Annotated in this window: 36 protein-coding genes and 1 pseudogene; 34 read left to right on the top strand and 3 right to left on the bottom strand. The window is 60.3% G+C overall.

The genetic code is table 11. The features are described 5' to 3' along the window. Positions 1-63: 63 nt before the first annotated feature. The gene (locus FO013_RS07575) at positions 64-540 is read right to left on the bottom strand and encodes a Fur family transcriptional regulator (RefSeq protein ID WP_143921958.1); all 477 of its coding nucleotides are present in this window, start codon (positions 538-540) and stop codon (positions 64-66) included. Positions 541-1,071: 531 nt separating this feature from the next. On the opposite strand from FO013_RS07575, the gene rpsL reads away from it, so the two are divergent. The 27 genes and pseudogenes from rpsL (at position 1,072) to map (ending at position 18,455) form a co-directional block, all read left to right on the top strand. Next, positions 1,072-1,446 carry a 30S ribosomal protein S12 gene (rpsL, locus tag FO013_RS07570; protein WP_101621017.1) on the top strand — a complete coding sequence of 125 codons (375 nt, stop codon included), beginning with the start codon at positions 1,072-1,074 and terminating at the stop codon, positions 1,444-1,446. Continuing rightward, positions 1,446-1,916 (top strand): 30S ribosomal protein S7, encoded by a 471-nt coding sequence (rpsG, locus tag FO013_RS07565; RefSeq protein ID WP_009883572.1) that lies wholly within the window; start codon positions 1,446-1,448, stop codon positions 1,914-1,916. The genes rpsL and rpsG overlap by 1 nt, the downstream gene beginning before the upstream one ends. 98 nt (positions 1,917-2,014) lie before the next feature. Further along, positions 2,015-4,120 (top strand): elongation factor G, encoded by a 2,106-nt coding sequence (gene fusA, locus FO013_RS07560; RefSeq protein ID WP_143921957.1) that lies wholly within the window; start codon positions 2,015-2,017, stop codon positions 4,118-4,120. Between the two features lie 115 nt (positions 4,121-4,235). Beyond that, complete coding sequence (gene tuf / locus FO013_RS07555; RefSeq protein ID WP_143921956.1) at positions 4,236-5,429, top strand: elongation factor Tu; 1,194 nt, start codon at positions 4,236-4,238, stop codon at positions 5,427-5,429. 498 nt (positions 5,430-5,927) lie between these two features. Beyond that, positions 5,928-6,236 carry a 30S ribosomal protein S10 gene (rpsJ, locus tag FO013_RS07550; protein ID WP_009379191.1) on the top strand — a complete coding sequence of 103 codons (309 nt, stop codon included), beginning with the start codon at positions 5,928-5,930 and terminating at the stop codon, positions 6,234-6,236. Between the two features lie 11 nt (positions 6,237-6,247). Then, positions 6,248-6,922, top strand: a complete 675-nt coding sequence (gene rplC, locus FO013_RS07545) for a 50S ribosomal protein L3 (protein WP_143921955.1) — start codon at positions 6,248-6,250, stop codon at positions 6,920-6,922. 5 nt (positions 6,923-6,927) lie between these two features. Beyond that, positions 6,928-7,581 (top strand): 50S ribosomal protein L4, encoded by a 654-nt coding sequence (rplD, locus tag FO013_RS07540; RefSeq protein WP_143921954.1) that lies wholly within the window; start codon positions 6,928-6,930, stop codon positions 7,579-7,581. Then, the gene (gene rplW / locus FO013_RS07535; protein ID WP_101621022.1) at positions 7,578-7,877 is read left to right on the top strand and encodes a 50S ribosomal protein L23; all 300 of its coding nucleotides are present in this window, start codon (positions 7,578-7,580) and stop codon (positions 7,875-7,877) included. Before rplD ends, rplW begins: the two co-directional genes overlap by 4 nt. Before the next feature lie 30 nt (positions 7,878-7,907). After that, complete coding sequence (rplB, locus tag FO013_RS07530; RefSeq protein ID WP_009883566.1) at positions 7,908-8,744, top strand: 50S ribosomal protein L2; 837 nt, start codon at positions 7,908-7,910, stop codon at positions 8,742-8,744. Positions 8,745-8,759: 15 nt separating this feature from the next. Continuing rightward, a complete protein-coding gene (rpsS, locus tag FO013_RS07525) occupies positions 8,760-9,041 on the top strand; it encodes a 30S ribosomal protein S19 (RefSeq protein WP_009883565.1) in 282 nt (93 codons plus the stop codon). 42 nt (positions 9,042-9,083) lie between these two features. After that, positions 9,084-9,470: a 50S ribosomal protein L22 gene (rplV, locus tag FO013_RS07520; RefSeq protein WP_009883564.1), complete on the top strand. Its 387-nt coding sequence runs from the start codon at positions 9,084-9,086 to the stop codon at positions 9,468-9,470. After that, positions 9,470-10,291, top strand: a complete 822-nt coding sequence (rpsC, locus tag FO013_RS07515) for a 30S ribosomal protein S3 (protein ID WP_009883563.1) — start codon at positions 9,470-9,472, stop codon at positions 10,289-10,291. Before rplV ends, rpsC begins: the two co-directional genes overlap by 1 nt. 3 nt (positions 10,292-10,294) lie before the next feature. Then, complete coding sequence (gene rplP, locus FO013_RS07510; protein ID WP_009883562.1) at positions 10,295-10,711, top strand: 50S ribosomal protein L16; 417 nt, start codon at positions 10,295-10,297, stop codon at positions 10,709-10,711. Between the two features lie 2 nt (positions 10,712-10,713). After that, positions 10,714-10,962: pseudogene (rpmC, locus tag FO013_RS07505) on the top strand (50S ribosomal protein L29); the annotation flags it as partial. Between the two features lie 2 nt (positions 10,963-10,964). Next, positions 10,965-11,252, top strand: coding sequence for a 30S ribosomal protein S17 (rpsQ, locus tag FO013_RS07500; protein WP_101574502.1), 288 nt, complete (start codon positions 10,965-10,967; stop codon positions 11,250-11,252). 144 nt (positions 11,253-11,396) lie between these two features. Beyond that, on the top strand, positions 11,397-11,765 hold the full coding sequence (gene rplN / locus FO013_RS07495) for a 50S ribosomal protein L14 (protein WP_009883559.1): 369 nt from the start codon (positions 11,397-11,399) through the stop codon (positions 11,763-11,765). 2 nt (positions 11,766-11,767) lie between these two features. Continuing rightward, positions 11,768-12,136, top strand: coding sequence for a 50S ribosomal protein L24 (gene rplX / locus FO013_RS07490; protein ID WP_101621025.1), 369 nt, complete (start codon positions 11,768-11,770; stop codon positions 12,134-12,136). Continuing rightward, on the top strand, positions 12,136-12,705 hold the full coding sequence (gene rplE, locus FO013_RS07485) for a 50S ribosomal protein L5 (protein ID WP_143921953.1): 570 nt from the start codon (positions 12,136-12,138) through the stop codon (positions 12,703-12,705). The genes rplX and rplE overlap by 1 nt, the downstream gene beginning before the upstream one ends. A 69-nt stretch (positions 12,706-12,774) precedes the next feature. Continuing rightward, positions 12,775-13,173, top strand: a complete 399-nt coding sequence (gene rpsH / locus FO013_RS07480; RefSeq protein WP_009883556.1) for a 30S ribosomal protein S8 — start codon at positions 12,775-12,777, stop codon at positions 13,171-13,173. 16 nt (positions 13,174-13,189) lie between these two features. Further along, on the top strand, positions 13,190-13,726 hold the full coding sequence (gene rplF / locus FO013_RS07475; protein ID WP_143921952.1) for a 50S ribosomal protein L6: 537 nt from the start codon (positions 13,190-13,192) through the stop codon (positions 13,724-13,726). 2 nt (positions 13,727-13,728) lie between these two features. Further along, positions 13,729-14,109: a 50S ribosomal protein L18 gene (gene rplR, locus FO013_RS07470; protein WP_009883554.1), complete on the top strand. Its 381-nt coding sequence runs from the start codon at positions 13,729-13,731 to the stop codon at positions 14,107-14,109. Continuing rightward, positions 14,106-14,798, top strand: a complete 693-nt coding sequence (gene rpsE / locus FO013_RS07465; RefSeq protein ID WP_069599776.1) for a 30S ribosomal protein S5 — start codon at positions 14,106-14,108, stop codon at positions 14,796-14,798. Before rplR ends, rpsE begins: the two co-directional genes overlap by 4 nt. After that, positions 14,798-14,980: a 50S ribosomal protein L30 gene (rpmD, locus tag FO013_RS07460; protein ID WP_143921951.1), complete on the top strand. Its 183-nt coding sequence runs from the start codon at positions 14,798-14,800 to the stop codon at positions 14,978-14,980. Before rpsE ends, rpmD begins: the two co-directional genes overlap by 1 nt. A 1-nt stretch (position 14,981) precedes the next feature. Further along, positions 14,982-15,434: a 50S ribosomal protein L15 gene (gene rplO, locus FO013_RS07455; protein WP_143921950.1), complete on the top strand. Its 453-nt coding sequence runs from the start codon at positions 14,982-14,984 to the stop codon at positions 15,432-15,434. Between the two features lie 279 nt (positions 15,435-15,713). Then, complete coding sequence (secY, locus tag FO013_RS07450; RefSeq protein WP_143921949.1) at positions 15,714-17,015, top strand: preprotein translocase subunit SecY; 1,302 nt, start codon at positions 15,714-15,716, stop codon at positions 17,013-17,015. A gap of 40 nt (positions 17,016-17,055) precedes the next feature. After that, positions 17,056-17,622, top strand: a complete 567-nt coding sequence (locus FO013_RS07445; protein WP_143921948.1) for an adenylate kinase — start codon at positions 17,056-17,058, stop codon at positions 17,620-17,622. Further along, positions 17,619-18,455, top strand: coding sequence for a type I methionyl aminopeptidase (gene map / locus FO013_RS07440; RefSeq protein ID WP_143921947.1), 837 nt, complete (start codon positions 17,619-17,621; stop codon positions 18,453-18,455). Before FO013_RS07445 ends, map begins: the two co-directional genes overlap by 4 nt. A gap of 14 nt (positions 18,456-18,469) precedes the next feature. On the opposite strand, the gene FO013_RS07435 is transcribed toward map, so the two are convergent. After that, a complete protein-coding gene (locus FO013_RS07435) occupies positions 18,470-18,706 on the bottom strand; it encodes a hypothetical protein (RefSeq protein ID WP_143921946.1) in 237 nt (78 codons plus the stop codon). A 77-nt stretch (positions 18,707-18,783) separates the two neighbouring features. On the opposite strand from FO013_RS07435, the gene FO013_RS07430 reads away from it, so the two are divergent. Continuing rightward, positions 18,784-19,668 (top strand): PaaX family transcriptional regulator, encoded by an 885-nt coding sequence (locus tag FO013_RS07430; protein ID WP_143921945.1) that lies wholly within the window; start codon positions 18,784-18,786, stop codon positions 19,666-19,668. A 51-nt stretch (positions 19,669-19,719) separates the two neighbouring features. On the opposite strand, the gene FO013_RS07425 is transcribed toward FO013_RS07430, so the two are convergent. Beyond that, complete coding sequence (locus tag FO013_RS07425) at positions 19,720-20,865, bottom strand: MalY/PatB family protein (RefSeq protein ID WP_143921944.1); 1,146 nt, start codon at positions 20,863-20,865, stop codon at positions 19,720-19,722. A 162-nt stretch (positions 20,866-21,027) separates the two neighbouring features. Here FO013_RS07425 and FO013_RS07420 point away from each other — a divergent pair, with 162 nt between their 5' ends. The 6 genes from FO013_RS07420 to FO013_RS07395 all read left to right on the top strand — a co-directional run bounded on the left by FO013_RS07420 (position 21,028) and on the right by FO013_RS07395 (position 25,086). Then, positions 21,028-22,251, top strand: coding sequence for an MFS transporter (locus tag FO013_RS07420; protein WP_143921943.1), 1,224 nt, complete (start codon positions 21,028-21,030; stop codon positions 22,249-22,251). 275 nt (positions 22,252-22,526) lie between these two features. Then, positions 22,527-22,748 carry a translation initiation factor IF-1 gene (gene infA, locus FO013_RS07415; RefSeq protein ID WP_101574514.1) on the top strand — a complete coding sequence of 74 codons (222 nt, stop codon included), beginning with the start codon at positions 22,527-22,529 and terminating at the stop codon, positions 22,746-22,748. A gap of 61 nt (positions 22,749-22,809) precedes the next feature. Further along, a complete protein-coding gene (rpmJ, locus tag FO013_RS07410) occupies positions 22,810-22,923 on the top strand; it encodes a 50S ribosomal protein L36 (protein ID WP_009884960.1) in 114 nt (37 codons plus the stop codon). Positions 22,924-23,111: 188 nt separating this feature from the next. Further along, the gene (gene rpsM / locus FO013_RS07405) at positions 23,112-23,480 is read left to right on the top strand and encodes a 30S ribosomal protein S13 (protein ID WP_092102951.1); all 369 of its coding nucleotides are present in this window, start codon (positions 23,112-23,114) and stop codon (positions 23,478-23,480) included. Between the two features lie 51 nt (positions 23,481-23,531). After that, positions 23,532-23,936 (top strand): 30S ribosomal protein S11, encoded by a 405-nt coding sequence (rpsK, locus tag FO013_RS07400; protein ID WP_009884958.1) that lies wholly within the window; start codon positions 23,532-23,534, stop codon positions 23,934-23,936. A 151-nt stretch (positions 23,937-24,087) separates the two neighbouring features. Continuing rightward, positions 24,088-25,086 (top strand): DNA-directed RNA polymerase subunit alpha, encoded by a 999-nt coding sequence (locus tag FO013_RS07395; RefSeq protein WP_143921942.1) that lies wholly within the window; start codon positions 24,088-24,090, stop codon positions 25,084-25,086. Positions 25,087-25,107: the final 21 nt, after the last annotated feature.

Below are 25,107 nucleotides of genomic sequence, written 5' to 3'. Positions count from 1 at the left end.
TTCGAGTCCCCGTCAGGACCCGGTTGAAGACAAAGGTGTGGCTTTGTCGTTGGGTGGATCGGCTCAGACCGCCGAGGCGGGTTCGGTGCTGCCCGAAGGCGCTGCAGACACAGCGCAGTCAGGACACAAGCCCCAGAAAGTGACTTCGGCCTGCTCGATGACGAAACCAGCGTCGTGTGAAGGGGTCAAGCAGGGGGCCTGCCCGACCGCACAGTCGACATCGACGATGAGATTGCACGAGCGGCACACGAGGTGATGATGATTGTCCCCGATGCGTCGCTCGTAACGGGCCACAGACCCGGACGGCTGAATGCACCGCACGAGTCCGACCTCGGTGAGTGTGTGCAGCGAGTCGTACACCGCCTGATGCGATACCTCGGGGAGGATCTCTCGAACAGCGCGGATGACAGTCTCTGTGTCTGCATGCTGGTGGTCGCACACAGCCGCGAGAACTGCGACTCTCTGTTTCGTCACGCGAAGGGAACTCTCCCGCAGTGCTGCGGTCGGTTCCGACTCGTGCCTATCCTTGTTCTCAGCCACAGCAACAGCTTGCCGCCTTTTCTTGAATGAGTCAAGGAAGCAATAGTCTCGAGTCTCGGGCGCGCGAGCCGCGGGCGACTGTCGGCCTCAGTTCTCGGTCCGCGAAGAGCTTGGACTTCGGTCCGCGGAGGGTAGGTGCACCGGGGGAGGGGGTTCCCTGCGCCGGGGTGGCGGGGCTGTGTCGTGCAACCCACAGCGGCTGGTTTTGACCAGATGCGGGAGACCGCGATATTCTAGGATGCGACTGATTGTGTTATCTGCCTCGACGAATGACCATACCGGATGTTTTGTGAGATCCGGACTGATTGTGAGAATTCGACGGAGGCAGGCCGCCGACGTGTCATTCTGCATAGGTTGCGTGTCAACGCGACACGCCCGAGTGCAGGGTTCAGGCCGTCGCGCGAATACTGGCATCGGGCGTGAAGCTTCACCCGGTGTTCAGTCGGATATGTCCCACGGTTCACAGACATGGCTGATGCCATGGCCAACGTTGGGAATTAGGTTTATCGAGAAGCAAATGGAGAACGCTTAGTGCCGACAATCCAGCAGCTCGTCCGCAAGGGACGACATGTCAAATCCGCAGGATCCGACGCTCCTGCTCTGAAGAGCAGCCCGCAGCGTCGTGGAGTGTGCACCCGTGTGTACACCACTACACCCAAGAAGCCGAACTCGGCTCTTCGCAAGGTCGCTCGTGTCAAGCTTTCGAGCCAGATCGAAGTGACTGCCTACATTCCAGGCGAAGGACACAACCTGCAGGAGCACTCGATCGTGCTCGTGCGCGGTGGTCGTGTCAAGGACCTGCCAGGTGTGCGCTACCGAATCGTTCGCGGTTCGCTTGACACCCAGGGTGTCAAGGGCCGCCAGCAGGCACGCAGCAAGTACGGTGCGAAGAGGGAGAAGAAGTAATGCCACGTAAAGGTCCTGCACCAAAGCGACCGATCGTCATTGACCCGGTCTTCAGTTCGCCGATCGTCACGCAGCTGATCAACAAGATCCTGCTCGACGGAAAGCGTTCGACCGCTGAGCGCATCGTCTACGGTGCTCTCGAAGGCACCCGTGAGAAGAACGGCAATGACCCAGTTGTCAACCTGAAGAAGGCTCTCGACAACATCCGCCCATCCCTCGAGGTTCGCTCTCGCCGTGTCGGTGGCGCAACCTACCAGGTTCCGGTCGATGTCCGTCCGGTTCGTTCGACGACTTTGGCACTGCGCTGGCTCGTGGCTTACTCCCGCCAGCGTCGTGAGAAGACGATGACCGAGCGCCTCATGAATGAGATTCTCGACGCGAGCAACGGCCTCGGCGCCGCTGTGAAGCGTCGCGAAGACACCCACAAGATGGCCGAGTCCAACAAGGCCTTCGCCCACTACCGCTGGTAATCGTTCCTCTCCGGAACCCTGGCCGGCAGGCGTCATGCGGCGCCTGCCGGCCAGGCAGCGGGGGAGCCGATCACATCATCGAGTGAGAGAGAGACACCGTGGCACTTGACGTGCTCACCGACCTGAATAAGGTCCGCAACATCGGCATCATGGCCCACATCGATGCCGGTAAGACCACCACAACCGAACGCATCCTTTACTACACCGGTGTGAACTACAAGATCGGCGAGACGCACGACGGTGCCTCGACGATGGACTGGATGGACCAGGAGCAGGAACGTGGCATCACGATCACGTCGGCTGCCACCACCTGCTACTGGCACGACAACCAGATCAACATCATCGACACCCCGGGCCACGTCGACTTCACCGTCGAGGTTGAGCGCTCACTGCGCGTCCTCGATGGCGCCGTCGCCGTCTTCGATGGCAAGGAAGGCGTTGAACCGCAGTCCGAGACCGTGTGGCGTCAGGCTGACAAGTACGACGTGCCACGCGTGTGCTTCGTCAATAAGATGGACAAGCTCGGTGCTGACTTCTACTTCACCGTCGACACCATCCGCGAACGCCTCGGTGCCAAGCCGCTGGTCATTCAGCTGCCTATCGGCTCCGAGTCGGAGTTCGCCGGGGTAGTCGACCTTCTTGAGATGAAGGCCTACATCTGGCCTGATGAGTCCAAGAAGGGTCAGGACATGACCGAGATCGAGATCCCAGAAGATCTCCAGGACAAGGCAGTTGAGTACCGCGCCCAGCTCATCGAGGATGTTGCTGAAGCCACTGACGAACTCATGGAGAAGTACCTTGAGGGCGAAGAGATCTCGATTGCCGAGATCAAGGAGGGCATCCGCTCTCTCGTCGTCAACTCCACGGCGTTCCCTGTGATGTGCGGTTCGGCATACAAGAACAAGGGCGTCCAGCCCATGCTCAATGCCGTCATCGACTATCTCCCTTCGCCTCTCGAAGTTCCTCCCATGATCGGTGAGAACCCTCGTGACGAGGACGAAAAGCTGACTCGCAAGCCTTCCAAAGATGAGCCTTTCTCGGCTCTCGCGTTCAAGGTTGCCACCCACCCGTTCTTCGGCACGCTGACCTACGTCCGCGTGTACTCCGGACAGGTGAAGTCGGGCGAGGCCGTTCTCAACTCTACGAGCGGCAAGAAGGAGCGCGTCGGCAAGCTCTTCCAGATGCACTCCAACAAGGAGAACCCTGTCGAAGAGGCCATCGCCGGCCACATCTACGCGTTCATCGGTCTCAAAGAGACAACCACCGGTGACACGCTGTGCGATCCGAACGCCCCGATCGCTCTCGAGTCGATGACCTTCCCTGAGCCGGTCATCTCCGTGGCCATTGAGCCCAAGACCAAGAGTGACCAGGAGAAGCTCTCTGCTGCCATTCAGAAGTTCGTCAAGGAAGACCCGACATACCGGGTCGAACTTGATGTGGAGACGGGTCAGACCGTAATCCGCGGAATGGGCGAACTTCACCTCGACATCCTCGTCGACCGTATGCGTCGCGAGTTCAAGGTCGAGGCGAATGTCGGCAAGCCGCAGGTCGCCTACCGTGAGACCATTCGCCGCACTGTCGAAAAGTACGACTACACCCACAAGAAGCAGACGGGTGGATCGGGACAGTTCGCGAAGGTCCAGGTCACCTTCGAACCTCTCGAGGTCGAAGGCGATACGATCTACGAATTCGAGAATGCCGTCACGGGCGGACGTATTCCGCGCGAGTACATTCCGAGCGTCGACGCCGGTATCCAGGACGCGATGCAGCTTGGTGTGCTCGCCGGTTACCCGATGGTTGGCGTCAAAGCCACACTCATCGACGGCGCCTACCACGATGTCGACTCTTCGGAGATGGCATTCAAGATCGCCGGCTCAATGGTCTTCAAGGAGGCCGTTCAGAAGGCGAAGCCGGTTCTGCTGGAACCGGTCATGGACGTCGAGGTGCGTACCCCAGAGGAATACATGGGAGACGTCATCGGCGACCTCAATTCCCGACGTGGCCAGATCCAGTCGATGGACGACGCTTCCGGTGTGAAGGTCGTCAAGGCTGTGGTCCCGTTGTCGGAGATGTTCGGTTACATCGGTGATCTGCGGTCGAAGACCCAGGGCCGTGCGGTGTACTCGATGACTTTCTCCAGCTATGCGGAGGTCCCCAAGGCAGTCGCCGAGGAGATCGTCCAGAAGATGCGTGGCGGAGAGTAATCTCCGGTCCCCGGTCGCCACGGTGAGCAAGAACATGTTCACCGAAATGAAAGATAACCAACAAAGGTCTAAGATATGAACCGCATATCTTTTGCCAACCACGAGGAGGAACCCAGTGGCAAAGGCTAGTTTCGATAGGACTAAGCCGCACGTCAACATTGGCACCATCGGCCACGTTGACCACGGAAAGACCACCTTGACCGCCGCAATCACCAAGGTGTTGGCGGACAAGTACCCAGATCTCAATGAGGCTCGCGCCTTCGACCAGGTGGATAACGCACCTGAGGAGAAGGAGCGCGGCATCACCATCAACGTCTCGCACGTTGAATACCAGACCGAGAAGCGTCACTACGCTCACGTCGATGCCCCTGGTCACGCCGACTACATCAAGAACATGATTACCGGTGCTGCTCAGATGGACGGCGCAATCCTCGTGGTTGCCGCTACCGACGGTCCGATGCCGCAGACTCGTGAGCACGTTCTGCTCGCACGTCAGGTTGGTGTGCCTTACATCGTTGTCGCACTGAACAAGTCCGACATGGTCGACGACGAGGAGCTCATCGAGCTCGTCGACTTCGAGGTCCGCGATCTGCTCTCGAGCCAGGACTTCGACGGCGACAACGCTCCCGTCATTCCTGTGTCCGCTCTCAAGGCGCTGGAAGGCGACGAGAAGTGGGTCAAGAGCGTCGAAGACCTCATGCAGGCCGTCGATGACAATGTTCCCGAGCCGGAACGCGACATCGACAAGCCCTTCCTCATGCCTGTGGAAGACGTCTTCACGATCACTGGTCGTGGAACCGTCGTCACCGGCCGTGTGGAGCGCGGCGTCCTGCTGCCTAACGATGACATCGAAATCGTGGGCATCAAGGAGAAGTCGTCCAAGACGACCGTCACCGCAATCGAGATGTTCCGCAAGACTCTGCCCGACGCACGCGCGGGTGAGAATGTCGGACTGCTCCTGCGTGGAACGAAGCGCGAAGAAGTCGAGCGCGGCCAGGTCATCTGCAAGCCAGGTTCGATTACGCCGCACACCGGCTTCGAGGGCCAGGTCTACATCCTGAGCAAGGACGAGGGTGGACGTCACAACCCGTTCTACTCGAACTACCGTCCTCAGTTCTACTTCCGCACCACTGACGTCACCGGCGTCATCACGCTGCCTGAGGGCACCGAGATGGTCATGCCCGGCGACAACACTGACATGTCGGTCGAGCTCATCCAGCCGATCGCTATGGAAGAGGGCCTCCGCTTCGCTATTCGCGAGGGTGGACGTACCGTCGGCGCTGGTCGAGTCACCAAGATCACCGCCTGATATACCTTCGATCGCTGAGGCTTGGGCCTTGAGTTCAGGACTTCGGTCCTGAGAGATCGATTCGGAACCCCGGTCCAATGGGCCGGGGTTCCGTGCATTCACAACGGGGGCCATCCTCAGCGAGTGGCCTGCCCGACTTGCAGCGGCAGGCGATGATGAGATGCCTCACAAGTCAGATGCCTGGAATTGCGCCGATGAAGTGCTATGTGACAAGATAGTGAAGTTGCGTTTTGGACGTTGACCCCTGCACTGCGGTAGAGATACCGCGAACAGTCCGGAACACTATCGGATCGATGAATCTGCCTTGAGCGGGTTCGGACCGAGCAGCCAATGAGTAAAAGCGCCGTCGGCCCTCAGTGAGAATCGAAAGATTCTCCGCAAGGATTAGCCGACACGCCCGACCTCGGGGGTCGGTCATGGTCAGCCGGCACAGACCACAGAAGATTTTGATCGACTGTTGGTTGATGGCCGGAAGTAACTAAAGAAAGAGACGACGCCATGGCGGGACAGAAGATCCGCATTCGGCTCAAGTCGTACGACCATGCTGTGATTGACAGTGCTGCACGAAAGATCGTGGACACCGTCACTCGCGCAGGTGCGACTGTTGTGGGCCCCGTGCCGTTGCCAACGGAGAAGAACGTTTACTGCGTCATCCGTTCGCCACACAAGTACAAGGACAGCCGTGAGCATTTCGAAATGCGCACGCACAAGCGTCTGATCGACATCGTCGATCCGACGCCGAAGGCAGTCGATTCGCTCATGCGTCTCGACCTCGCTGACGACGTCAACATCGAGATCAAGCTCTAAGGGAGGCAGACATGGCGAACAATCGTTCATCAGCTCTCCCTACCACCCGCAAGGTCAAGGGCCTTCTGGGAACCAAGCTGGGCATGACTCAGGTTTGGGATGAGCAGAACAATCTCGTACCGGTGACCGTAGTGGCCGCCGGCAGCAACGTCGTGACACAGATCCGCAACGAGGAAACCGACGGTTACCCCGCACTGCAGATCGCGTTCGGCGAAATCGATCCTCGCAAGGTCAACAAGCCTACTGCAGGCCACTTCGAGAAGGCAGGCGTGACACCACGCCGTCACCTTGTCGAGCTGCGCACCGCAGACGCTGCTGACTACGCGCTGGGTCAGGAACTCGGAGTCGATACCTTCGACGCCGGGATCAAGGTCGATGTGACCGCAAAGACCAAGGGTAAGGGAACCGCCGGTGTCATGAAGCGTCATGGCTTCCACGGTGTCGGCGCCTCCCACGGTTCGCACCGCAACCACCGCAAGCCGGGTTCAATCGGCGGAGCCGCGACCCCTGGTCGCGTGTTCAAAGGTATGCGCATGGCCGGCCGTATGGGTGCAGTCAAGCACACCACCCAGAACCTCACGATCCACGCCGTGGACACCGAGAACAACTTCCTGCTCATCAAGGGTGCCGTACCTGGCCCCAAGGGTGCAGTCGTTCTCGTTCGCTCGGCCGCGAAGGAGGGCTGAACGTAATGACTGATGTCAAGACAGTCGACGTCGTCGATGCTGCTGGTGCGAAGACCGGATCAGTTGACCTGCCAGCCGAGATCTTCGGTGTGCAGACCAACGTGCCGTTGATCCACCAGGTTGTTGTCGCACAGCTGGCAGCAGCCCGTCAGGGTACACACAAGACAAAGACCCGCTCCGAAGTACGCGGTGGCGGTCGCAAGCCCTACCGCCAGAAGGGTACCGGTAACGCCCGTCAGGGTTCGATCCGTGCTCCTCAGTACAACGGTGGTGGAATCGTGCACGGGCCGGTTCCCCGCGATTACTCGCAGCGGACCCCTAAGAAGATGAAGACCGCTGCTCTGCGCGGCGCTCTCTCGGATCGCGCACGTCTCGATCAGGTCTTCGTTGTGAAGAACCTGATCACCGGCGAAGCACCGTCGACCAAGCAGGCGAAGCTCGCTCTGGCCAGCCTCTCCGATCGCAAGAACACCCTCGTGGTGCTCAACCGTGACGACGAGCTCACCGAGCGCAGCGTTCGCAACCTGCCTCACGTTCACGTGCTCACCTCCGATCAGCTCAACACATACGATGTGCTGATCGCCGATGACATCGTGTTCACCGAGTCAGCGCTGGAGACGTTCCTGGGCGGATACCGCAAATCGGAGGACGCATCATGAGTCTGAACTTCAAGGACCCACGCGACGTCATCGTCGCTCCGGTCGTCTCGGAAAAGACCTACAGCCTGATGGACGAGGGAAAGTACACCTTCATCGTCGATCAGGGGTCGAACAAGACTGAGATCAAGAACGCCATTGAATCGATCTTCAATGTGCAGGTCGCCAAGGTCAACACCCTGAATCGTCAGGGCAAGCGCCGCCGCACTCGCACCGGTTGGGGAAAGCGCAAGGACACCAAGCGTGCCATTGTCGCCCTCAAGGACGGATCGATCGACATCTTCGGTGGATCGCTCTAAGCGATCCTTCGTAAAAGAAGGACAAGACTCATGGGAATCCGTAAGCACAAGCCGACGACCCCGGGCCGCCGTGGCTCATCGGTCGCCGACTTCGTCGAAGTGACCCGGTCTACACCGGAGAAGTCACTTCTGCGCCCGCTGCCTAAGCGCGGTGGCCGCAACAGCCAGGGACGCGTGACCACTCGCCATCAGGGCGGCGGCCACAAGCGTCAGTACCGTGTCATCGACTTCCGCCGCCATGACAAAGATGGCGTACCGGCAAAGGTCGCACACATCGAATATGACCCGAACCGCACTGCGCGGATCGCTCTTCTGCACTATGCAGATGGTGAGAAGCGCTACATCCTCGCCCCGCAGAACCTTAAGCAGGGCGCACAGGTGGAAGCCGGTCTGGGTGCAGACATCAAGCCGGGCAACAACCTTGCTCTGCGCAACATCCCAGTAGGTACCGTGCTGCACGCAGTTGAGATGCGTCCAGGCGGCGGTGCCAAGATCGCTCGCTCTGCCGGCTCTTCCGTGCAGCTCGTTGCGAAGTACGGCCGGTTTGCTCAGCTGCGGATGCCTTCGGGCGAAATCCGCAATGTTGATGCTCGGTGCCGTGCGACGATCGGCGAGGTCGGCAATGCCGAGCAGTCGAACATCAGCTGGGGTAAAGCAGGCCGCATGCGTTGGAAGGGCAAGCGCCCATCCGTCCGTGGTGTCGTCATGAACCCGATCGATCACCCACATGGTGGTGGCGAGGGCCGTACTTCGGGTGGTCGTCACCCAGTCAGCCCGTGGGGTCAGTCAGAAGGCCGCACACGCCGGCCGAACAAAGAGAGCGACAAGTACATCGTGCGCCGTCGCCGGACCGGCAAGAAGCGCTGATTGGAGTACTGACTTATGCCTCGTAGCCTCAAAAAGGGTCCTTTCGTCGATGAACACCTGTACCAGAAGGTGGCTCGTCAGAACGAGAAGAACTCTAAAAACGTAATCAAGACATGGTCTCGTCGCTCGATGATCATCCCGGATTTCCTGGGACACACCATCGCAGTACATGACGGACGCAAGCATGTTCCAGTCTTCATCACTGAAGCCATGGTCGGACACAAGCTTGGCGAGTTCGCACAGACACGGACGTTCCGTGGCCACGAAAAGGACGATCGCAAGGGTCGCCGCCGCTGACGCGGGGCACTCTTACGATCCTAGACAAGAGAGAAGGAAGCGATGGAAGCCAAGGCTAAGGCGCGTTACCTGCGCGTCACGCCTCGCAAGGCTCGGCGCGTCATCGACCTCATTCGTGGTCAGCAGGCGACCGAAGCACTTGCAGTGTTGAAGTTTGCAGAACAGTCGGCATCAGATCCGATTTACAAGCTCGTTGCCTCCGGAATCGCCAACGCGCGTACCCGGGCCGACGAGGAGGGCATTGCGTTCGACGAGAACGAACTGGTCATCTCCGAAGCATTCGTGGACGAGGGACCAACCATGAAGCGGTTCCGCCCGCGAGCTCAGGGTCGCGCATTTCGCATTGAAAAGCGCACAAGCCACGTTTCAGTGGTCCTGGCCAGCGGTGACGACCTGCCTCAGCGCAAGAGCCGGAAGGGGAACCGTTAATGGGCCAGAAAATCAATCCGAACGGATTCCGACTCGGAATCACAACGGATCACAAGTCAAAGTGGTTTGCTGACTCGACTAAGCCGGGACAGCGCTACAGCGACTACGTGCTCGAAGATGTGAAGATCCGACAGATGATGACCAAGGGCCTTGAGCGCGCTGGCATCTCCAAGGTGAACATCGAGCGCACACGTGATCGTGTCCGAGTCGACATCCACACTGCCCGCCCGGGCATCGTCATCGGGCGTCGTGGAGCCGAAGCCGATCGCATTCGCGGTCAGCTCGAAAAGCTCACCGGCAAGCAGATTCAGCTCAACATCCTTGAGGTGAAGAACGCTGAGATCGACGCTCAGCTCGTTGCTCAGGGAGTTGCCGAGCAGCTTGCAAGTCGTGTGGCCTTCCGCCGCGCGATGCGCAAGTCGATCCAGAGCGCTCAGCGTGCAGGTGCCAAGGGCATCCGCGTGCAGTGCTCCGGCCGCCTCGGCGGTGCTGAGATGAGCCGTTCCGAGTTCTACCGCGAAGGTCGTGTGCCTCTGCACACCCTGCGTGCGAACATCGATTACGGTTTCCACGAAGCACACACCACATTTGGTCGCATCGGCGTCAAGGTGTGGATCTACAAGGGCGATATGACCGATAAGGAGCTTGCTGCCGAGCAGGCGAAGGCTCCTGCAGCTCGTGGCCCCAAGGGCCGTGGGCGCGGCCGTGGAGGCCGTGGTCGTGGACAGGAAGGCGCAGCAGCACCGCGCCGGAATGACGCAGCGCCGAAGACCGAGAACAATGCCGAGGCCCCTGCGGCTGAGGCCGGATCGGAGGGCTGACACATGTTGATCCCTCGTCGGGTTAAATACCGCAAGCAGCACCACCCCAAGCGGGGCGGCGCAGCCAAGGGCGGCACCAAGGTGTCGTTCGGTGACTACGGCATCCAGGCCACAGAGCCTGCCTACATCACCAACCGGCAGATCGAGGCCGCACGTATTGCCATGACGCGCTACATCAAGCGTGGTGGCAAGGTGTGGATCAACATCTACCCAGATCGACCGCTGACGAAGAAGCCTGCCGAGACCCGTATGGGTTCCGGTAAGGGTTCGCCTGAGTGGTGGGTCGCCAATGTCAAGCCGGGTCGGGTCATGTTTGAACTCGCCGGTGTGTCCGAGGAAGTTGCACGCGAGGCGCTGCGTCTCGCCATCCACAAGCTTCCGCTCAAGGCCCGTATCGTGGCCCGCGAAGGTGGTGAGTGATTATGGCAATCGGTTCGAAGAACCTTTCCATGGACGCACTTGACGGTTATGACAACGAGCGTCTGCTCGAGGAGCTCAAGAAGGCTAAGGCTGAGCTGTTCAACCTGCGCTTCCAGTCGGCCACCGGCCAGCTGGAGAGCCACGGTCGGCTCAAGGCCGTGCGTCGCGACATCGCTCGTATCTACACCGTGCTCAATGAGCGGGAATTGGACATCCGTCCGAACCCCGCTGACGCTAAGGAAGAGGACAAGTGATGGCGGAGACCACCAAGCCCGAGGCAACGCCTGCGGACCGTAACTCCCGCAAGACTGCGCGTGGTTACGTTGTTTCCGACAAAATGGAGAAGACCATCGTCGTCGAGGTGGAGGAGCGCAAGACGCACCGCCTGTACGGCAAGGTTCTTCGCCAGTCGGTGAAGTACAAGGTTCACGATGAGGAGAACGCCGCTGGTGTCGGCGACCTCGTCCTCGTGTCCGAGACGCGGCCGGTTTCGTCCGCGAAGCGTTGGCGGCTCGTCGAGATCATCGAACGCGCCAAGTAAGCCGACGCCACCCCTCCCACCCGGTCCCGCCCACGGTCTCCAGCAGGCCGTGGGCGGCTACCGGGAACGGGGTGAAATGTCATTAATCCGTTCCGCAAGGCTCATCCAATCGTGTGAGAACCGGCGCGACGACAGGAGAAAATAGTGATTCAGCAAGAGTCGCGACTCAAGGTCGCCGACAACACTGGTGCCAAGCAGATCCTGGCAATCAGGATTCTGGGTGGTTCCGGTCGGCGTTATGCCTCGATCGGTGACACCATCGTGGCAACCGTCAAAGACGCAATTCCTGGTGGAAACGTGAAGAAGGGTGACGTCGTCAAGGCTGTCATCGTTCGCACCGCCAAGGAACGCCGTCGTCCGGATGGTTCGTACATCAAGTTCGACGAGAATGCAGCAGTCATTCTCAAGACTGATGGCGAGCCACGCGGAACCCGTATCTTCGGACCCGTGGGACGCGAATTGCGCGACAAGAAGTTCATGAAGATCGTCTCCCTGGCACCGGAGGTGTTGTGAGCATGGCGAACAAGCTCAAGATCAAGAAGGGCGACCTCGTCCAGGTGATTGCAGGCGCCCGTCAGTCACGAGGTGGCGATCGTGGGAAGCAGGGCAAGGTTCTTGCCGTGTACCCGGAACGCAACCGCGTCCTCGTTGAGGGCATCAACCGCGTGATCAAGCACAAGAAGGCAACGCAGACTCAGGCCGGCGGCACTGCCGGTGGCCGTGAGACTCACGAAGCCCCAATCCACGTGTCCAACGTGGCGCTCGTTGATCCTAAGGACAACAAGCCCACCCGCGTCGGATACCGCGAGGAAACTGTGGAACGCGATGGTCGCGACAAGACCGTCCGCGTCCGCGTCTCGCGTCGCACCGGGGAGGAGATCTGATGACGGAAACAACAACGAACCGTCCAGCGCCACGCCTCAAGCAGGTTTACCGCGATGACATCGTGGCCAAGCTGCAGGACGAGTTCAACTACGCAAACCCCATGCAGGTTCCCGGTCTGACCAAGGTCGTCGTGAACATGGGTGTGGGTGACGCAGCACGCGATTCGAAGCTGATCGAAGGTGCAATCAACGATCTCACTCTGATCACCGGTCAGAAGCCGATCGTGACTCGGGCGAGGAAATCCATCGCCCAGTTCAAGTTGCGCGAAGGTCAGCCCATTGGAGCCCACGTCACCATGCGTGGAGCCCGTATGTGGGAATTCGTCGACCGTGTCATCTCTCTGGCTCTTCCGCGTATCCGCGACTTCCGCGGCCTCTCGGATCGTCAGTTCGACGGGAACGGTAACTACACCTTCGGTCTCACGGAGCAGTCGATGTTCCACGAGATCGATCAGGACCGGATTGACCGCGTCCGGGGTATGGATATCACAGTTGTGACTACAGCGAACACCGACGACGAGGGACGTGCACTTCTGCGTCACCTCGGGTTCCCGTTCAAGACCAAATAATCGCTACGTTGCAGGTCCAAGCACGCATTGCGTGGGCGGAAACCGTAACGAGGAAGGGCTAGAGCCCAAATGACAATGACTGATCCAGTCGCAGACATGTTGACACGTCTGCGGAACGCCAACTCGGCTTATCACGAGGACGTCAGCATGCCGTTCTCGAAGCTGAAATCCAACATCGCTGAGATCCTCAAAAGCGAGGGCTACATCACCGGTTGGAGCGTCGAAGACGCTCAGGTCGGTAAGACCCTGCTCATGGACCTCAAGTTCGGTCCCAACCGCGAGCGTTCGATCGCCGGCCTGCGCCGTGTGTCGAAGCCCGGGCTGCGCGTCTACGCGAAGTCGACCAACTTGCCTAAGGTCCTCGGTGGACTCGGCATCGCCATCCTGTCGACCTCGTCAGGTCTCCTGACTGATCGTCAGGCCGCCAAGAAGGGTGTGGGTGGGGAAGTCCTCGCCTACGTCTGGTAAGGAAGGAGAGAAGAATATGTCACGTATTGGCAAGAACCCGATCTCCGTCCCGAATGGCGTAGAGGTCAAAATCGATGGCCAGGATGTCGCCGTCAAGGGTCCTAAGGGCGAGCTGTCCGTCACCATCGCCGAGCCGATCACCGTATCGCTCGACGAAGGCGTCGTGACAGTGGCCCGTCCGAACGAGGAGCGCGAATCGCGTTCGTTGCACGGACTGTCCCGCACGATGATCAACAACATGATCGTCGGTGTGACCGAGGGCTACTCGAAGGCACTCGAAATCGTCGGCACCGGTTACCGCGTGCAGGCCAAGGGATCGAACCTCGAGTTCGCTCTGGGCTACAGCCACTCGATCACCGTTGAACCAGCTGAGGGAATCTCCTTCACGGTCGACGGACAGACCAAGCTGGCCGTTCACGGCATCGACAAGCAGCTGGTCGGAGAGACCGCTGCCAACATCCGGAAGCTGCGCAAGCCTGAGCCTTACAAGGGCAAGGGTGTTCGCTACGTCGGAGAAAATGTCCGTCGCAAGGTCGGAAAGGCTGGTAAGTAGAGATGGCCTTTGGCAAAAAGGAAAGCTACGGCAAGGGCAGGGCTGCGGCCCGCAAACGTCGTCACGCTCGTCTGCGCAAGCATGTCAGCGGTACGCCGGAACGCCCACGCCTGTCAGTGACTCGCTCCACGCGCCACGTCTTTGTCCAGGTCATCGACGACACCGTCGGTAAGACCTTGGCATCGGCCTCCACCATGGAAGCCGACCTGCGCACACTCGAAGGTGACAAGACCGGCAAGGCCCACAAGGTCGGCGAACTGGTAGCCCAGCGCGCCAAGGAAGCCGGCATCGAAGCCGTTGTATTCGACCGTGGCGGCAACGCCTACCATGGACGTGTACAGGCAATCGCCGAAGGTGCACGTGAAGGAGGATTGGCCCTATGAGCACTGAAGAGAACAAGGAACAGCAGCCAGCTGCTGAGACCCGTACCGATAACAACAGTGATCGCTCCTCACGTGGCCGCGGTCAAGGCGGTCAGGGCGGTCAGGGTGGCCAGGGTCGTGGACGCGGCGAAGGTCGTGGACGCGGCGGTCGCGGTGACCGTGAAGAGAAGAGCCAGTTCATCGAGCACGTCGTGACGATCAACCGTGTGTCGAAGGTCGTCAAGGGTGGACGTCGGTTCTCCTTCACCGCCCTCGTCGTCGTCGGTGACGGAGACGGTATGGTCGGCATGGGCTACGGCAAGGCTAAGGAAGTTCCTGCGGCCATTGCCAAGGGTGTTGAGGAGGCGAAGAAGAGCTTCTTCCGCGTCCCCCGCATCCAGAAGACCATTCCGCACCCGATCCAGGGTGAGACCGCTGCCGGTGTCGTCATGCTTCGGCCTGCCGCACCCGGTACCGGTGTCATCGCCGGTGGTCCGGTGCGTGCGGTCCTCGATGCTGCCGGTGTTCAGGACATCCTGTCCAAATCGCTGGGATCAGCCAACGCAATCAACATCGTTCGCGCGGCGATCAAGGCCCTCCAGAGCCTCGAACGCCCAGAGCAGGTCGCGGCACGCCGTGGTCTGCCTGTGGACGAAGTCGCCCCTCACGCATTGCTGCGGGCGGCTGCTGAAGGCGAGAGGAAGTCCTGATGGCAAAGCTCAAGGTAACCCAGCGCAAGTCCGATATCGGTGGCAAGCCGAACCAGCGCGCGTCGCTGCGTTCGCTTGGACTGAAGCGGATCGACGATGTGGTGGTGTGCGAAGATCGCCCGGAAATCCGAGGAATGATCAACGTCGTGCGTCACCTCGTGACTGTGGAAGAGGTGGATTGATATGTCGAATGACGACTCACTGAAGGTCCACGATCTCCGTCCTGCCCCCGGAGGAAAAACCGCCAAGACCCGTGTCGGTCGTGGTGAAGCTTCGAAGGGCAAGACAGCCGGACGCGGAACCAAGGGCACACGTGCCCGCTACCAGGTTCCTCACGGCTTCGAGGGTGGACAGACTCCGATGCACATGCGTCTGCCTAAGCTGCGCGGGTTCAAGAACCCCGCAAAGGTGACGTTCCAGGTTGTCAATCTTGACAAGCTGTCGTCCTTGTACCCAGAAGGCGGCGACGTCACTGTCGCCGATCTGGTTGCCAAGGGCGCCGTGCGTCCAAAGCAGCCCGTGAAGGTGCTGGGCACCGGTGAGATCACCGTTGCTCTGAACATCACTGCAGACAAGGTCTCGGGTTCAGCACTCGAGAAGATCATGGCTGCAGGCGGAAGCGTCAACGAAGCCTGAACAGCACTCGCACAGCGGGTCTGAGGTTTCTCAGGAAGGGGCGGTCACACTGTGGCCGCCCCTTCCTCGTCCCCGAATTCTCGCGCCTGCGACCTGGGCGAAGACGCCTCAGAGTCGGTTTCGACACAGTCCCGACGATATCGGGCTTGAGCAGTCGTCCAAGCGGCCCTTCGGTTTCAGCCTGACGGTCATAGCCTGGTAGTCTTTTGCAGGTATTTGTCTCATTCGCCAGGTCGCATCTTCGACCCTGACTTTTTCATCCCCCAATGAGGAGGACGCTTGATCGGCGCAATTCGGAGGGCTTTCAGAACGCCCGACCTGAGGAACAAACTCCTCTTCACCCTGGGCATTCTTGTCATCTTCCGCCTCGGTTCGTTCATTCCCTCGCCGGGAATCGACTACACCCAGGTCCAGGAGTGCGTGGCGTCCCCGCAGCTGAATGAGGGCGGGTTTGCGATGATCAACCTGTTCAGCGGTGGTGCACTGCTGCAGCTGTCGATCTTCGCTCTGGGCATCATGCCCTACATCACCGCCAGCATCATCGTGCAGCTTCTGCGCGTGGTCATTCCGCGCTTCGAGTCGCTCCACAAAGAGGGAGCCTCGGGCCAGGCGAAACTCACCCAGTACACGCGCTACCTGACCATCGGGCTGGCCGTGCTCAATGCCACGACCCTGGTGTCCACAGTGCGCTCGGGAGCGCTCTTCGGCCAGATCGAAGGATGCACCGACCTCATCACCAATGACACCTGGTGGGGCATCGCCGTCCTCGTCGTCACCTTGGTGGCAGGTACCGGCCTCATCATGTGGCTCGGCGAGCAGATCACCGAACACGGAGTCGGCAACGGAATGTCGCTGCTCATCTTCACCTCTGTGGCTTCGGCATTCCCTTCGTCGCTGGGAGCGATCTTCCGCGAACAGGGCATCGACATCTTCCTCATCGTCATCGCCGTCGGTCTGGTGCTCGTTGCACTCGTCGTCTTCGTCGAGCAGTCCCAGCGCCGCATTCCGGTGCAGTACGCCAAGCGCATGGTTGGTCGTCGGATGTTCGGCGGGACCTCGACCTACATACCGATCAAGGTCAACATGGCCGGTGTGATCCCGGTGATCTTCGCTTCCTCGGTTCTCTACCTGCCGAGCCTGATCTCGCAGTTCTTCGATCCCGAGAGCAAGTGGGTAGAGTGGATCAATACCTACTTCACACGCGGTGACCACCCCATCTACATCGCCACCTACGCCCTGCTGACGATCTTCTTCGCCTACTTCTACGTCGCGATCACCTTCAACCCGGAGGAAGTCGCGGACAATATGAAGAAGTACGGAGGCTTCGTCCCCGGCATCCGGGCAGGAAAGCCCACCGCCGACTACCTGAGCTTCGTGCTCAGCCGCATCAACTTCCCGGGCTCGCTCTACCTTGCCTTCATCGCACTGATTCCGCTGATCGCGCTGGTTCTCATCAACGCTAACCAGAACTTCCCATTCGGCGGCACCTCGCTTCTGATCGTGGTGGGAGTCGGTCTCGAGACCGTCAAGCAGATCGATGCACAGATGCAGCAGCGCCATTACGAAGGTCTGCTGCGCTGACCGACCCCGACCGCGGAAATCCATTGGAAGGAAATACCTTATGAGCTCACGCATCATTCTGATCGGCCCCCCTGGTGCCGGCAAAGGCACCCAGGCCGCACGATTGTCGGAGGCGCTGAACATCCCGGCGATCTCGACCGGTGACATCTTCCGTGCGAACGTGAAGGGCGAAACCGAACTCGGCAATCTGGCCAAGCGCTACATGGACGCCGGCGAGTATGTCCCCGACGAGGTGACCAACTCGATGGTGGCCGATCGACTGGGCCAGGACGACGCCGCTGAGGGATTCCTCCTCGACGGCTACCCGCGCACCAGCGCACAGGTGGACGAGCTCGATCGGATTCTCGCCGCTCAGGGCCATGAGATCGAGCAGGTCGTCGAGCTCACCGCTGATATCGACGAGGTCGTCGCCCGCCTCTTGGCGCGCGCGCAGACCGAAGGCCGCAGCGATGACAGTGAAGACGTCATCCGTCACCGCCTGGACGTCTACGCCGAGCAGACTCAGCCTCTGACTGACATCTACCGCGAACGCGGCCTGCTGCGCCAGGTCGACGGACTCGGTGAAGTCGCTGAGATCACCGACCGAATCCTCGACTCCATTCGATGATCTTCGGTCCCAGGATCGAGCTGAAGTCTCCTGAACAGCTGGTCACGATGCGGCGGGCAGGCCTACTCACCAACCAGGTGCTGAAAGCTGCTCGCGCCGCAGCAGTCCCGGGCGTCACCACCGCCGAGGTGGCTGCGGCCGCTGAATCCGTGATCACCGAGGCGGGGGCTCAGTCCAACTTCCTCGGCTACCAGGGGTTCCCCGCCGTTGTGTGCATCTCTGTGAACGAGGAGATCGTGCACGGCATACCAGGCGAGCGGGTCCTTGAGTCCGGGGATCTCGTGTCCATCGATGGTGGAGCCATCGTCGATGGGTTCCACGGTGATTCCGCCTTCACGATGATCATCGGCGGAGACGCCGCTGGGTCGAAGGCGGACATCGCGTTGTCCCAGGCCACTGAGAAGGCCATGTGGGTGGGCATTGCTGCGTTCGCAGCGGGGAACAAGGTCAGTGACATCGGGGATGCCATCGACGATCACGTCTCACGCGAAGTCCCCGGTCTTGGACTCGTGGAGGAATTCACCGGCCATGGCATCGGAACGGCTATGCATATGCCGCCTGAGGTTCTCAACTATCGGGCGCGCTCGAACGGGCCGAAGATCAGATCGGGAATGTGCCTCGCGATCGAACCCATGCTCACCGCGGGCAGCAGCGAGACCATCACCCTGGCCGACGACTGGACCATCGTGACCGATGACGGATCACGTGCCAGCCATTGGGAGCACAGCGTTGCCAGACACGATGGGGGAGTCTGGGTACTCACCGCTGAGGATGGGGGAGTGGCCGGTCTGGCACCCTTCGGAATCACTCCTGTGCCTCTGGCTGGTGCTTGAAGCCAATCGACGATTCAGGTCTGCTGCGTTTTCTTGAGCTCATTCGTCGTCACGATGTGCATAACGATGAACAGGGCCGAGGCTGACATGAGGCTTAGTGCGAACATCCATGCCGCAGTCTCCTGAATCCCGAAGCCAGCGATCATAAACGCGGCGAAGGTGATGAAGGCCGTGATCGCTCCGGTCAGCACCGCTGCGGTGCGTGCGGTCTGGAAGACTCGCTGATTCTTTTCGTACACTCTGTCGTCCATGACGCTGCTCCTCATACTGTGACCGTCTTTCCGGCCTTCTCGACAGGCTCCTTGCGGTCTCACGTTAGGATCTGGGCATGACGGGTGTCCACGATCACACGAAACGTCGGGAAGATGTGGGCGATGGGTATCGTCTGACCCGCATCGCCTTCGACGTCGTCTCCGCCTTCGGCTGTCTGCGCGCTCAGGGCCTGCCCGGGCCTGTGATCGTCGGAGTCCTGGCTGAACACGGCTATTCGTCCTCGAGCGTGCACAATCAGCTGGTGCGGATGGTTCAGCGCAACATTCTGACCAGCGAGAGACTCGGACGAGTCTCCATCTATCGATTGAGTGCGCGCATACTCTCCGGTTTCATGGACATCGCGGGTGACCGCGAAGAACCGACTTTCGAGGGCCGGTTCCACAGCGTGATGTACTCAATTCCCGAGTCAGCACGGATGCAGCGCGACCGATTCCAATACGTGAGCAGAATGCTCGGCTACCGCCAACTGCGCCCTGGACTGCTTCTGTCCTTTGCGGATCACTCATATGCACTGTCGGCTCAGCTGCCGGCAGTCATCGAACCGGGCTGGTGTGAATACGCGATGATCGAGCCAGCCGATATCGCCTCCGCGAAGCGAATGACTTCGCGAGCTTTCGACGTAGATTCCGCGACCCTTGAGCTTCCACCGCTTGAGAGCGCGCTGGCTGCACTGAGCCAGGATGGAACCCAACCGGGTGGTGGACACCCAGAGATGCCGTTGGTGAAGTTCTTCGACATCTATTTCCAGGTTGCGCGAGCAGTCATGACGCATCCGATACTTCCATCGGAGCTGGTCGGATCCGATCAGCCTGCCCTGCGTTTCCGCAATCTCATGGACCGTTGCAACCTGGAGTACTACCTGAGATTCGACCAGCAGATCTTGGAATGTGCCGGCTCGAGTTCATCCTTCGACCTCATCGAGTGGCTGCCGAACAGCTGAACCGGCTGTGTCCGTTGAGAGCACCGTGCCGGATGAGAACACTGTGCTCGATCACAGCGCGGAGGCGATGCGTGCGATCGCCTCGGTGAGCAGGGGACGCGGCAGCGCGAAGTTGAATCGGATATGGCCTGCGCCGACTTCACCACACAGGCGCCCCTCGGTGATCGCGACTTGGGCCTGGGCATTGAAATGCTCGGAAAGGCCGGTCTCGAGGCCATATCCGCGCATATCCAACCACGCCAGGTACGTGCCCTCGGGCGGGAGGAACGTGGCATTGGGCAGATGTGTGGCCACGAGGTCGGTCAGAAGCTCACGATTGCCCCTGAGATAAGCGGTGATCTCGGCCAGCCAGTCACCTGACTGGGTGTACGCAGCTGTGGTGGCTAGGATGCCGGGGTTCGAAGCCGCACCCGAGACGAAGTTGCCCTTCTTCGCCCAGATCGCGCGGTCGTCTGCATTGGTGAAGATGAGCTGCGCGCATTTGAGTCCGGGAATGTTGAACGCCTTCGACGCAGCCGTTGCCGTCGCAGTATGGGACGCAGTGGTCTCATTGAGGCTGGCATAGGGAATGTGACGGGCCGGTTCGTAGACGAGGGGTGCATGAATCTCATCGGAGAACACACGTGCATCATTGCGTTCGACGACCTCGGCGAGCTCCAGAAGCTCAGTCTTCCTGTACACCTTCCCGATCGGATTATGGGGATTGCACAGGACCAGGGTGGCCCCGGGCACCAGCGCGGCATCGACTGCATCGAGGTCGACGGACCAGCCTGTCTCGGACCGGATCATCGGCACCTCGATGAGCTCTCGTCCTGTGACCGCGGCGACATCGAAGAAGGGCATGTAGGCGGGCGTCGGGAGGACGATCGGGGTATCGGCCGGGGTCAGGTGCGTGAGGATGCCCAGGAAGCTTGCAATGACATCGCTGGCGAGCTCGACATGCTGCTCGGGGAACTGCCAGCCGTAGCGTTCGGCGCAGAACGCCGAGGTGGCCGACTTGAGGTCGGAGACGATGGACTGCGGTGCATAGCCGAAGAGATCGCGTTCATCGACCTCGCGCAGAGCCTGGCGCACGCCCGGTGCGACACCGAAGTCCATCTCTGCGATGAACGCGCCGAGGCTGCCCGGGAAGCTTGACCACTTGCGCCCGCCTTTGGCGATGAGTGAGTCTTCTGAGATCGAATCCAGGTCCTGCACGTGATGCTCCTTCATTGGCCGTTGCGAGAATGTCCGGTTTCACGCTAGCAGGGGAACCGCCGCCTACGCGGTCCGTTCTGACATGGACGGTCACGGACTAAAGTGGACCTTGAGACTGGAGCCGGACCCAGTCATTGAGACAATTGAGAGGTGGTGGTCGCGATGTCTGCACAGCCGCAGTCGGTATTCCGTCGGAATCAATGGGCTCTGAGCCTGGCGCAGCTGTTCTCCGGCATCGGCATCGCCACAGGGTTCGCCGTCGGCGGGATTCTCGCGGAGCGTCTGACCGGACGCACGGAGCTCGCCGGATTCGCGCAGACTGCGTCCATCCTCGGCGCCGGACTGCTTGCCGTTCCACTGGCGAAGCTGGCCGAACGCAGAAGCCGACGCCTGGCATTGGCCATCGCCTACGCGATCGCGCTCTGCGGTGCCATTCTCATCGTGCTGGCGATCCTGTTCGGCATCGACATCGCCTTCTTCATCGGCATGGGCTGCTTCGGGGCGGCGACGGCCGCGGGGCTGCAGGGCCGCTATGCTGCCACGGATGCGGCTCCCGACCATCTCAAGGGCTCAGCGATGTCCGTGGTCGTCTGGGCCACGACGATCGGCTCCGTCATCGGACCCAACCTCTCAGGACCCGGTGCCGGACTCGGTCGAGCACTGAAGATCGACCCATTGTCGGGTCCTTTCGTCATCGCGATCGCAGGCTTCGCGCTTGCCCTGCTCAGCGTCCTCTTCCTGCGCCGACTCACACCCGCCACACGAGATGAGTCCTCGACATCCGCTCGCCGAGGTGGCACCTGGCAGGCCATCAGACGTTCCCCGAGCGCGCTCATGGGGCTGCTGTCCGTGGTCACCGGGCACATGATCATGGTGGCAACGATGGTGATGACACCGCTTCACATGGACCACCATGGGCTCGGCCTCGAACTGATCGGCATCACGATCGGCGGGCATATCCTCGGTATGTACGGACTCTCCCCGGTCTTCGGCTACCTCACCGACAGGTACTCCGCCGGTCGGGTGATTCTCCTCGGCCACGGACTGTTCGCCGTGTCCTTGGTCCTCGGCTTCATCGATGCTCTCGGCGAGTCGTCGTTCACCAGACTGTCGGTGGCGCTGTTCGTCTTAGGCCTGGGCTGGAGCGCTTGCCTCATCGCGGGATCGACCCTGCTGACCAAAGAGATCGATCCCGCGCATCGCATGTCGGTGCAGGGACTCTCAGACGCAGGAATGAACTTCGGTGCCGCCGCGTTGGCGGCCCTGTCCGGGCCGCTGCTGGCCTTCGGTGGGTTCGCATCGATCACCCTGATGGGCTTCGTCGTGCTCGCGATCGCCGTCATCGTGAGCATCCGGGCCGGGTACGGAACTCGACGCGCGACCTGAACCTGGGGACAGCCTCGGCGAGGGAGAGAACGATTGTAGGGGACTTCACTCCTGTAAGCCAGCACCGTGTGGAAGAATCTTCGGCCATAGTGTAGGGTTGTTGATTGGTCTGTTCTCACTCAACTCACCCTTTTTCAGTTGTGGGCGGCATTTGCCATCCGCAACTTTTCATGTGGTGAGGTGAGCCACAGACCATGGGGTCGTCGGGGTAGATCGACGATACACGATTACGTCGAACGCGAAGTTTTCGCGGGAATACGAGGTTAGCGAACGATATGGCCAAAAAAGAAGGGGTCATTGAGATCGAAGGCGCCGTTGTCGAAGCCCTCCCGAACGCATCGTTCCGGGTTGAGCTGAGCAATGGGCACAGAGTGCTTGCGCATATCTCAGGAAAAATGCGACAGCACTACATTCGAATTCTCCCTGAGGACCGGGTCATCGTGGAGCTGTCTCCATACGATCTTTCGCGTGGGCGAATCGTTTACCGCTACAAGTAAGGATCTTCGATCATTCGTACCCGCCCCTGCGCAGGGGTAAGGGTCGGAAGAAGGAAAAACCATGAAGGTTAAGCCAAGCGTCAAGAAGATCTGCGAGAATTGCCAGATTACCCGCCGTCACGGCCGGGTCATCGTCATCTGCTCCAACCCGCGTCACAAACAGCGCCAGGGTTGAGCAGCTCTTCGAGCAGACAGAGGCACCCGCAAGGGGCTTCAGCAGCACCACACCCGCGCAGACCTCGCCATCTGCACTGCCTTTAGGGCAGTGTCAGGACGATACCTTCGGTCGGGGGCCGAGGACCTTGGGAGACCAAGGACAGGTCTGCATCAGCACCTCCGGAACTACAACAGGAGATAGTACCTATGGCACGACTTGCCGGAGTCGACATTCCGCGTGAAAAGCGCGTGGAAGTCGCCTTGACTTATATCTACGGTGTGGGCCGCACCCGTGCGCGCCAGACCCTGACGGAAACGGGAATCAGCCCTGATACCCGTGTGAAGGACTTGAGCGATGCCGAGCTCGTCCAGCTGCGTGACTTCATCGAGGGCACATTCCAGGTTGAGGGCGACCTCCGACGTGAGGTTGCTGCCGACATTCGCCGCAAGGTGGAGATCGGAAGCTACGAAGGCCTGCGTCACCGCCGCGGTCTGCCGGTTCGCGGACAGCGGACCAAGACGAATGCGCGTACCCGCAAGGGACCGAAGCGCACCGTGGCCGGTAAGAAGAAGTAACATGCTCACCCGGTTGACCAGCATCAGCCACCTCGATCAGGAGTAAAACACATGCCTCCCAAGTCACGCGCCGCTACAGTGCGCAAGCCTCGCCGCAAGCTCAAGAAGAATATCGTTGCCGGCCAGGCACACATCAAATCAACGTTCAACAACACCATCGTGTCGATCACCGATCCGACCGGTGCTGTCATCTCCTGGGCCTCCTCAGGTGAGGTCGGCTTCAAGGGTTCGCGCAAGTCGACCCCTTACGCCGCACAGATGGCTGCGGAATCCGCTGCCCGTCGCGCACAGGAGCACGGCCTCAAGAAGGTCGACGTCTTCGTCAAGGGACCAGGTTCGGGACGCGAAACCGCGATCCGTTCGCTGCAGGCCGCCGGTCTGGAACTGGGCACCATTCAGGATGTCACTCCAGTTCCGTTCAACGGCTGCCGTCCCACCAAGCGCCGCCGCGGCTGATCCTTCCGTGTATCTGCGTCCGACGACGGGGCAAGCCCCGGCATCAGTCGCAGAACGGATTCCAAGATAAACCGAACCGTTCTTCATGGCTTTAGTCCATGACGTGCAGTGCGAACGTCATATAGCGGATGTTCGCTGAAAGGAAGCCCACGTGCTCATTGCACAGCGCCCAACGCTCACGGAAGAAGTCGTCTCCGAGAATCGCTCACGGTTCGCCATCGAACCACTCGAGCCAGGATTCGGCTACACCCTCGGCAACTCGCTTCGTCGTACCCTGCTGTCGTCGATTCCAGGTGCCGCCGTCACGTCCATCCGGATCGACGGTGTGCTCCACGAGTTCAGCACCGTTCCAGGAGTCAAGGAGGATGTCACTGAATTCATCCTCAACCTGAAGTCCCTGGTCGTGTCCTCGGAATTCGATGAACCGGTCGTTGCCTACCTGCGCAAGCAGGGGCCCGGCACCGTGACTGCCGCCGATGTCTCTGCTCCTGCCGGAGTCGAGATCCATAACCCAGATCTGCATATCGCCACGTTGAATGGTGAAGGCCGTCTGGACATGGAGCTGACCATCGAACGTGGACGCGGTTACGTTTCGAGCGCTCAGAACAAGAATGCGGATGCAGAGATCGGTCGGGTCCCCGTTGACTCGATCTACTCGCCGGTTCTCAAGGTCACCTACAAGGTCGAGGCCACTCGTGTCGAGCAGCGCACCGACTTTGATCGCCTGGTGCTCGACATTGAGACCAAGCCGTCGATGACCCCACGCGATGCGATTGCATCTGCGGGTAAGACACTGGTCGAACTCTTCGGCCTGGCTCGGGAACTCAACGTCGAAGCCGAAGGCATCGAGATCGGACCCTCGCCGGTTGACGCGGCTCTGGCTGCTGATCTGGCCCTGGCCATCGAAGATCTCGATCTGACCGTGCGCTCCTACAACTGCCTCAAGCGCGAAGGAATCCACACCGTCGGCGAACTCGTTGCTCGCAGCGAAGCCGATCTGATGGATATCCGCAACTTTGGTTCGAAGTCGATCGACGAAGTGAAGGCCAAGCTCAACGAGCTGGGTCTGAGCCTCAAGGACAGTCCCGCCGGGTTCGAACCCGGTCTCGTTGATGAGGACCAGTCCTACGTCGAAGACGAACAGTACTGATTAAGACCTAGGAGTAAGACA

The organism is Brevibacterium aurantiacum, from assembly GCF_007558825.1.
Classification (GTDB): domain Bacteria; phylum Actinomycetota; class Actinomycetes; order Actinomycetales; family Brevibacteriaceae; genus Brevibacterium; species Brevibacterium aurantiacum_A.
The sequence above is the reverse complement of the archived record's forward strand: the minus strand, read 5'-3'. Positions and strand labels throughout refer to the sequence as shown.

Excerpts from the sequence above, each read along its gene's own strand:
- rpsG (WP_009883572.1), top strand. The coding sequence starts at position 1,446 with ATGCCACGTAAAGGTCCTGCACCAAAGCGACCGATCGTCATTGACCCG.
- rpsJ (WP_009379191.1), top strand. The coding sequence starts at position 5,928 with ATGGCGGGACAGAAGATCCGCATTCGGCTCAAGTCGTACGACCATGCT.
- rplC (WP_143921955.1), top strand. The coding sequence starts at position 6,248 with ATGGCGAACAATCGTTCATCAGCTCTCCCTACCACCCGCAAGGTCAAG.
- rplD (WP_143921954.1), top strand. The coding sequence starts at position 6,928 with ATGACTGATGTCAAGACAGTCGACGTCGTCGATGCTGCTGGTGCGAAG.
- rplW (WP_101621022.1), top strand. The coding sequence starts at position 7,578 with ATGAGTCTGAACTTCAAGGACCCACGCGACGTCATCGTCGCTCCGGTC.
- rplB (WP_009883566.1), top strand. The coding sequence starts at position 7,908 with ATGGGAATCCGTAAGCACAAGCCGACGACCCCGGGCCGCCGTGGCTCA.
- rpsS (WP_009883565.1), top strand. The coding sequence starts at position 8,760 with ATGCCTCGTAGCCTCAAAAAGGGTCCTTTCGTCGATGAACACCTGTAC.
- rplV (WP_009883564.1), top strand. The coding sequence starts at position 9,084 with ATGGAAGCCAAGGCTAAGGCGCGTTACCTGCGCGTCACGCCTCGCAAG.
- rpsC (WP_009883563.1), top strand. The coding sequence starts at position 9,470 with ATGGGCCAGAAAATCAATCCGAACGGATTCCGACTCGGAATCACAACG.
- rplP (WP_009883562.1), top strand. The coding sequence starts at position 10,295 with ATGTTGATCCCTCGTCGGGTTAAATACCGCAAGCAGCACCACCCCAAG.
- rpsQ (WP_101574502.1), top strand. The coding sequence starts at position 10,965 with ATGGCGGAGACCACCAAGCCCGAGGCAACGCCTGCGGACCGTAACTCC.
- rplX (WP_101621025.1), top strand. The coding sequence starts at position 11,768 with ATGGCGAACAAGCTCAAGATCAAGAAGGGCGACCTCGTCCAGGTGATT.
- rplE (WP_143921953.1), top strand. The coding sequence starts at position 12,136 with ATGACGGAAACAACAACGAACCGTCCAGCGCCACGCCTCAAGCAGGTT.
- rpsH (WP_009883556.1), top strand. The coding sequence starts at position 12,775 with ATGACAATGACTGATCCAGTCGCAGACATGTTGACACGTCTGCGGAAC.
- rplF (WP_143921952.1), top strand. The coding sequence starts at position 13,190 with ATGTCACGTATTGGCAAGAACCCGATCTCCGTCCCGAATGGCGTAGAG.
- rplR (WP_009883554.1), top strand. The coding sequence starts at position 13,729 with ATGGCCTTTGGCAAAAAGGAAAGCTACGGCAAGGGCAGGGCTGCGGCC.
- rpsE (WP_069599776.1), top strand. The coding sequence starts at position 14,106 with ATGAGCACTGAAGAGAACAAGGAACAGCAGCCAGCTGCTGAGACCCGT.
- rpmD (WP_143921951.1), top strand. The coding sequence starts at position 14,798 with ATGGCAAAGCTCAAGGTAACCCAGCGCAAGTCCGATATCGGTGGCAAG.
- rplO (WP_143921950.1), top strand. The coding sequence starts at position 14,982 with ATGTCGAATGACGACTCACTGAAGGTCCACGATCTCCGTCCTGCCCCC.
- FO013_RS07445 (WP_143921948.1), top strand. The coding sequence starts at position 17,056 with ATGAGCTCACGCATCATTCTGATCGGCCCCCCTGGTGCCGGCAAAGGC.
- map (WP_143921947.1), top strand. The coding sequence starts at position 17,619 with ATGATCTTCGGTCCCAGGATCGAGCTGAAGTCTCCTGAACAGCTGGTC.
- FO013_RS07435 (WP_143921946.1), bottom strand. The coding sequence starts at position 18,706 with ATGGACGACAGAGTGTACGAAAAGAATCAGCGAGTCTTCCAGACCGCA.
- FO013_RS07430 (WP_143921945.1), top strand. The coding sequence starts at position 18,784 with ATGACGGGTGTCCACGATCACACGAAACGTCGGGAAGATGTGGGCGAT.
- FO013_RS07420 (WP_143921943.1), top strand. The coding sequence starts at position 21,028 with ATGTCTGCACAGCCGCAGTCGGTATTCCGTCGGAATCAATGGGCTCTG.
- infA (WP_101574514.1), top strand. The coding sequence starts at position 22,527 with ATGGCCAAAAAAGAAGGGGTCATTGAGATCGAAGGCGCCGTTGTCGAA.
- rpmJ (WP_009884960.1), top strand. The coding sequence starts at position 22,810 with ATGAAGGTTAAGCCAAGCGTCAAGAAGATCTGCGAGAATTGCCAGATT.
- rpsM (WP_092102951.1), top strand. The coding sequence starts at position 23,112 with ATGGCACGACTTGCCGGAGTCGACATTCCGCGTGAAAAGCGCGTGGAA.
- rpsK (WP_009884958.1), top strand. The coding sequence starts at position 23,532 with ATGCCTCCCAAGTCACGCGCCGCTACAGTGCGCAAGCCTCGCCGCAAG.